This is a genomic window from Streptomyces sp. NPDC040589, assembly GCF_055594445.1.
The window spans coordinates 207,996-214,599 of sequence record NZ_JBVIWP010000011.1; the positions used below are offsets into that span (position 1 = coordinate 207,996).

The following is a 6,604-nucleotide window of genomic DNA, read 5'->3' on the forward strand; positions in this document are numbered from 1 at the left end:
CCCAGCGTACGAGGCCCGGTGCGCCGGGCGGAAAACCACTGGAGCCGCCCCTCGCGTCCTTGCCAGGATGCGAGGCGTGCCGTTCCTCACCAGCCCGGTCCTGACCGCCGGGACCCTCGCCCGCAGCCCGCAGCCCACCCTCGCCACCGGCGACGGACTCCTCCTGCGCCCCTGGCGGGCCGCGGACGCGCCCGCGGTGTACGAGGTCTTCCAGGATCCCGTGATGCACCGGTGGCACGCCCGGTCCGCCGACTCCGAGGAGGAGGTCGGCGGCTGGATCGGCGACTGGCACCGGGCGTGGAAGGAGGAGCGGGAGGCGCAGTGGGCCGTCGCCGACGCGGACTCCGGCTCACTGCTGGGGCGGGTCGCGCTGCGCGAGATACGGCTCGACGACGGTACGGCGGAGGTGGCGTACTGGACCGTCCCGGCGGCACGGGGCCGGGGCATCGCCGCGCGTGCCACGACCGCACTGTCCCGCTGGGCCCTCGACGAGACCGGCTTCCACCGCCTCGAACTCCTGCACGCCGTGCGCAACGAGGCGTCCTGCCGCGTCGCCACCAGGACGGGCTTCGCCCTCGAGGGCACGAAGCGCGGCGCCGCCCTGCACCCGGACGGCTGGCACGACATGCATCTGCACGCGCGAGTGCGGGGCGACTGAGGGGCACGGCAGGCCGTCAGGCCGTCGCGCTCGCGTCGCTCAGGCGGCCGGGCTGCTCTCCTGCTCCGCTTCGATGCGTGCGTTCCAGTCCCGCTTCGAGGCCTGCCAGCCCTCCTCGTTGTGGCCGCGCCGCCAGTAGCCGGAGATCGACAGGTCCTCGCGCGCGATCTGGCGCTCGACCCGGAGCAGATGGCGCAGCTCCTTCACGAAGTGCGCCTCGCCGTGGACGAAGGCGTGCACCCGGCCCTCGGGGAACTCCAGGTTCCGTACCGCCTCGACCAGCGCCTCGCCGAGGGGCCGGTCGCCGCGGTGCAGCCAGACGACGTCCACGTCCGAGTCGATCTTCTGCTCCTCCTCGGGGCCGGAGATCTCCACGAAGGCATAGGCCTTGGCGCCGCGCGGCAGGGCCTCCAGGGCGCAGGCGATCGCGGGCAGCGCGCTCTCGTCACCGACGAGCAGATGCCAGTCGGCGTCGGTGTCGGGTGCGTACGCCCCGCCCGGTCCCATGAAGCGCACGGTCTCGCCCGGCTGGACGCGGGCCGCCCAGGGGCCGGCCAGGCCCTCGTCGCCATGGACGACGAAGTCCAGGGTCAGCTCGCGGTGCTCGGCGTCCCAATGGCGCACCGTGTACGTCCGGGGCACCGGCCACTGTGCGCGGGGGACCTCGTCACGGATGCGCTGCATGTCGAAGGGTTCCGGATAGGTCACGCCCTCGGGCGCGAACAGCAGTTTCACATAATGGTCGGTGCACGTGCCCGCCGCGAAGTCTGCGAGGCCCTCGCCGCCGAGCACCACACGCTGCATGTGCGGAGTCAGCCGCTCGGTGCGGACGACCTGAGCGGAATGCGGCTTGCGCGGCTGGCGTCCCGGTCGCTCTGCCATGAGGACCTCCCTGTCTCGCATAGTTAGGGTTACCTAAGTTAGCACCTCGCCCCCACTTAACACCTCTTGAATGAGAGGTTCATGAACACCGCCTGCCTGCGGAAGGCCGTCGGCCCGCCCCCGTCACACCGCCAGCGTGGTCAGAAGACGCTCCAGTGAGCCGCCCAGCCCCCAGCGCGTCGCCAGTGTCCGAAGCTCCGCCGGGTCGCGCGGGGCCCGCGGCAGCGCCGTGGTGACATCGGGCAGGGGTACGTCGTCCGCGACCCGGACCACCTTCGGCGCGACCGCGAGATAGGGGCGCGATTCCTCGAGCCGCCTGCGCTGCGTCGGCGTGAGCTTCGACCGCCGGTCCTCGACCGCCGCCATGATCCCGGCCAGGTCCCCGTACTCGGCCAGCAGCTTGGCGGCCGTCTTCTCTCCGATGCCCGGCACGCCCGGCAGGCCGTCGCTGGGGTCGCCGCGCAGCAGGGCCAGATCCGCGTACCCGCTCCCGCCGACCCCATACTTCCCGCGGAGCCATGCCTCATCGGTGAGCTGGAGCGTGCCCACGCCCTTCAGCGGGTACAGCACGCGCACCCCGCGCGCGTCGTCCACCAGCTGGTACAGATCGCGGTCGCCCGTGACGATGTCGACCGGGCCCTTCGCCCGCGCGGTGAACGTGCCGATCACGTCGTCCGCCTCGTACCCGGCGACGCCCACGCGCGCGATGCCCACCGCGTCCAGCACCGCCTCGATGACCGGCACCTGCGGCGACAGCGTGTCGGGCACCTCCTCCTCGTCCGGGCCGGCCGCGCGCTCCTCGGCGACGCGGTGCGCCTTGTAGGAGGGGATCAGCTCCACCCGCCAGTGCGGCCGCCAGTCGGCGTCCATGCAGGCCACGAGCTGGTCGGGCCGGTGGTCCTTGACCAGGCGGTCGATGAAGTCGAGCAGCCCGCGCACGGCGTTCACCGGCGTGCCGTCCGGGGCCCGGACCGAGTCCGGGACGCCGAAGTAGGCGCGGAAGTACAGGGAGGCGGTGTCGAGGAGCATCAGTCGTCCGGTCACGCCACGCATCATGCCGTACGCCACTGACAGCCACTCGCCGCTGTGTGGTGGGTTGCGGTGTGTGCGTCTTGTGTGAAGCGCCCCACTTGTGGGTTTGCCTTTCCGGATAGGGGGGAGGCGCCGCCCCAGAGCGAGGCTGGTTGCGCATTTCAACTGTTTGCGGCCCTGTCCTCGCTCTGTTCTGTTGCCGTCGAGATTGAGGTGAACGTGTCAGCGAGGCTTCAGGCAGAGAGCCTGTACAAAGTGTTCGGCAGAAGACCGGACCGAGCGGTCGAGCGGCTCCGCGACGGAGCCGACCGGGAGGAACTGCGCGCCGAGGGCACGACCGCCGCCGTGATCGACGCGTCCTTCACCGTGGAGCCCGGCCAGATCTTCGTCGTCATGGGTCTGTCCGGATCCGGCAAGTCCACCCTGCTGCGCATGCTGAACGGCCTGCTCGAGCCGACTTCCGGGCATGTCCGCTTCGACGGCCAGGACCTCACCACGCTCGGCGACCGCGAGCTGCGCAAGGTCCGCTCCCAGAAGATCAGCATGGTGTTCCAGCACTTCGCGCTCTTCCCGCACCGCAGCGTGCGCGAGAACGCCGCCTACGGTCTTGAAGTGCAGGGCGTGCCCCGCGCCGAGCGCGTACGCCGCGCCGACGAGGCGCTCGCCCTGTGCGGCCTGGCCGGCTGGGAGAAGTCCTGGCCCGACGAGCTGTCCGGCGGCATGCAGCAGCGCGTCGGTCTCGCCCGCGCGCTCGCCACCGACGCCGACCTGCTGCTGATGGACGAGTCCTTCAGCGCCCTGGACCCGCTGATCCGCCGCGACATGCAGGACCAGCTGCTGGAACTCCAGCAGAAGCTCAAGAAGACGATCGTCTTCATCACCCACGACCTCAACGAGGCCATGCGCCTGGGCGACCGCATCGCCGTCATGCGCGACGGCGAGATCGTCCAGATCGGCACCGCCCAGGACATCCTGCTGCGGCCGGAGAACGACTACGTCGCCTCCTTCACCCAGGACGTCGACCGCTCCCGCGTCCTGACCGCGGGCGAGATCATGGACCCCTCGGTCACCGCCGACAACCCCGGCTGCCACTGCCGGACCGCCACGGCCGACACCCCGTTCACCGAGCTGTGCGCGATCAGCGCCGGGCTCTCCCACCCCGTCTCGGTCGTGGACCAGGACAACAAGCAGATCGGCGTCGTCCCCCGGCAGCGCCTGATCGGCTTCCTCGGCGACGAGCAGGACACCACCCCGCAGCCCTGCGACGCCCCGCAGGACAAGGGCGGAGAGAAGGTGACCGCCCGTGCCTAGGATCGAGCTCGGCAGCTGGGTCAACGACGGGGTCGACTGGCTCACCACCCACATGGCGTGGCTGTTCGACTTCTGCAAGACCGTCTTCCTCGGCCTCTACGACGGCATCAACGCCGTCCTCCAGGCCCCCGAACCACTGCTCCTCGCGGGCATCTTCGCCGTCATCGCCTTCTGGCTGCGCGGCACGCTCGCCGGTGTCCTCACGTTCGCCGGATTCGCGTTCATCGACTCCCTCGAACTGTGGGAGAACGCGATGATCACCCTGGCGCTCGTCCTCGTGGCGACCGTCATCGCGCTCGTGATCTCCATACCCGTCGGCATCTGGGCGGCCCGCTCGGACCGCGTCAGCGGTCTGGTCCGGCCCGTCCTGGACTTCATGCAGACGCTGCCCGCGATGATCTACCTCATCCCGGCGATCCTGTTCTTCGGCACAGGCGCCCCCGCCGGCATCGTCGCCACGCTGATCTTCGCGCTCGCACCGGGCGTGCGCATGACCGAGCTGGGCATCCGGCAGGTCGACAAGGAACTGGTCGAGGCCGCCGACGCGTTCGGCACCACGCCCCGCAACACCCTGCTCCGCGTCCAGCTCCCGCTCGCCCTGCCCACCGTCATGGCCGGTGTCAACCAGGTCATCATGCTCGGCCTGTCCATGGCCGCGATCGCCGGCATGGTCGGCACCGGCGGCCTCGGCGGCGACGTCAACGAGGCCATCGGCCAGCTCAACGTGGGCCTGGGCTCCGAGGCCGGCGTGGCCATCGTGATCCTCGCGATCTACCTGGACCGCATGACCAGCGCCCTGGGCACCCAGGTCTCCCCGCTCGGCCGCCGCGCCGCCGCCAAGCTGCGCGCCGCCCAGGGGCTGAAGATCTGGTCCTACCGGCCCCGCCCGGTCGTCGCCGTGATCGGCGTCGTCGTCCTCGCGCTCGCCGCGGGCGGCATGGGTGTCTTCGGCAAGAGCACCGACTCCACCGCCGTGGCTGGCGGCAAGAACGTCGGCCAGGGCAAGAAGATCAGCATCGGCTACATCCCCTGGGACGAGGGCGTCGCCTCCACCTTCCTGTGGAAGGAGGTCCTGGAGCAGCGCGGCTACGAGGTCGAGGCCAAGCAGTTCGACGCGGGCCCGCTGTACACGTCCCTCTCCCAGGGCGACGTCGACTTCCAGACGGACGCCTGGCTGCCCACGACTCACGCCCAGTACTGGAAGAAGTACGGCAAGCAGCTCGACGACCTCGGCGCCTGGTACGACAAGACGTCCCTGGAGCTGTCCGTGCCCTCTTACATGAAGGGCATCGACTCCCTGGAGGACCTCAAGGGCAAGGCCTCCCAGTTCGGTGGCAAGATCACCGGCATCGAGTCCAGCGCCGGCGAGATGGCCCTGCTGAAGAGCAAGGTCCTCAAGGAGTACGGCCTGGACAAGGAGTACAAGGTCGTCGACAGCTCCACGCCCGCGATGCTGGCCGAGCTGAAGCGCTCCTACGCCCAGAAGAAGCCGATCGTCGTCACGCTCTGGTCGCCGCACTGGGCGTACAACGACTACGACCTCAAGAAGCTCAAGGACCCCAAGGGTGCCTGGGGCGAGGGCGACGGTGTGCACACGCTGTCCCGCAAGGGCTTCGCGGACGACGACCCGACGGTCGCCAAGTGGCTGAAGAACTTCAAGATGAACGAGAAGGAACTCACCAGCCTCGAAGCCGAGATCAACAAGGCGGGCAAGGGCAATCAGCAGGAGGCCGTGCGCGCCTGGCTGAAGCAGAACCCCGGCTTCGCCGACAAGATGGCCCCGGTCGAGAACGCCGGCGGCAGCACGCCCGCCGAGGCGAAGCAGCCCCTGGACGTGGCGTGGTTCCCCTGGGACGAGGACATCGCCGTCACCTACCTGTGGAAGAACGTCCTCGAACGGCGCGGCTACAAGCTGAACCTGAAGCAGATGGACGTCGGCCCCGTCTACACGGGCCTGGCCTCGGGTGATCTCGACCTCAACTTCGACGCCTGGCTGCCCTACGCCCAGAAGAACTACTGGGACAAGAACAAGGACCGGCTCAAGGACCTGGGCACCTGGTACGAACCGACCTCGCTGGAGCTCGCCGTACCGTCGTACGTGAAGGGCGTCGACTCCCTGGAGGACCTCAAGGGCAAGTCCGGCACCTTCAAGGGGAAGATCATCGGCATCGAGCCGGGCACCGGCGAGATGGACCTGCTGAAGAACAAGGTGCTGCCCGGCTACGGCCTGGACAAGGAGTACGAGGTCGTCGACGGCTCCACCCCGGCCATGCTGGCCGAGCTGAAGCGCGCCTACGCCAAGAAGGAGCCGATCGCTGTCACGCTCTGGTCGCCGCACTGGGCGTACAGCGACTACGAGCTGACCAAGCTGAAGGACCCCAAGAAGGCCTTCGGCGAGGGCAACACGATCCGCACCATCTCCAACGAGAAGTTCCCCGAGGAATACCCGCAGCTCACGAAGTGGATCAAGAACTTCAAGATGACCGAGGACGAGCTCGGCACCCTGGAGAGCGAGATCAAGAACCGCGGTCAGGGCCATGAGGAAGAGGCCGTCGCCGCGTGGCTGAAGGAGCACCCCGACATGGTGGAGCGCATGACGCCGCAGTGAGGCCGGATGCGGCGGTGGGGGGGGGGGGGGGGGGGGGGGGGGGGGGGGGGGGGGACGGGGGGGGGGGGGGGGGGGGGGGGGGGGGGGGGGGGGGGGGGGGGGGGGGGGGGACG

At 69.8% G+C, this 6,604-nt stretch carries 5 protein-coding genes; 3 read left to right on the forward strand and 2 right to left on the reverse strand.

From position 1 onward, the window contains the following. The first annotated feature begins 67 nt into the window (after positions 1 to 67). A complete protein-coding gene (locus tag ACZ58V_RS35815; RefSeq protein WP_468197415.1) occupies positions 68 to 658 on the forward strand; it encodes a GNAT family N-acetyltransferase in 591 nt (196 codons plus the stop codon). Between the two features lie 39 nt (positions 659 to 697). On the opposite strand, the gene ACZ58V_RS35820 is transcribed toward ACZ58V_RS35815, so the two are convergent. Then, on the reverse strand, positions 698 to 1,540 hold the full coding sequence (locus ACZ58V_RS35820) for a siderophore-interacting protein (RefSeq protein WP_471295330.1): 843 nt from the start codon (positions 1,538 to 1,540) through the stop codon (positions 698 to 700). 123 nt (positions 1,541 to 1,663) lie between these two features. Next, positions 1,664 to 2,593 carry a 5'-3' exonuclease gene (locus ACZ58V_RS35825; RefSeq protein WP_468197505.1) on the reverse strand — a complete coding sequence of 310 codons (930 nt, stop codon included), beginning with the start codon at positions 2,591 to 2,593 and terminating at the stop codon, positions 1,664 to 1,666. A 198-nt stretch (positions 2,594 to 2,791) separates the two neighbouring features. Here ACZ58V_RS35825 and ACZ58V_RS35830 point away from each other — a divergent pair, with 198 nt between their 5' ends. Then, on the forward strand, positions 2,792 to 3,883 hold the full coding sequence (locus tag ACZ58V_RS35830; protein ID WP_471295331.1) for a quaternary amine ABC transporter ATP-binding protein: 1,092 nt from the start codon (positions 2,792 to 2,794) through the stop codon (positions 3,881 to 3,883). Then, positions 3,876 to 6,491, forward strand: coding sequence for an ABC transporter permease/substrate binding protein (locus ACZ58V_RS35835; RefSeq protein ID WP_471295332.1), 2,616 nt, complete (start codon positions 3,876 to 3,878; stop codon positions 6,489 to 6,491). The genes ACZ58V_RS35830 and ACZ58V_RS35835 overlap by 8 nt, the downstream gene beginning before the upstream one ends. Positions 6,492 to 6,604 lie beyond the last annotated feature (113 nt).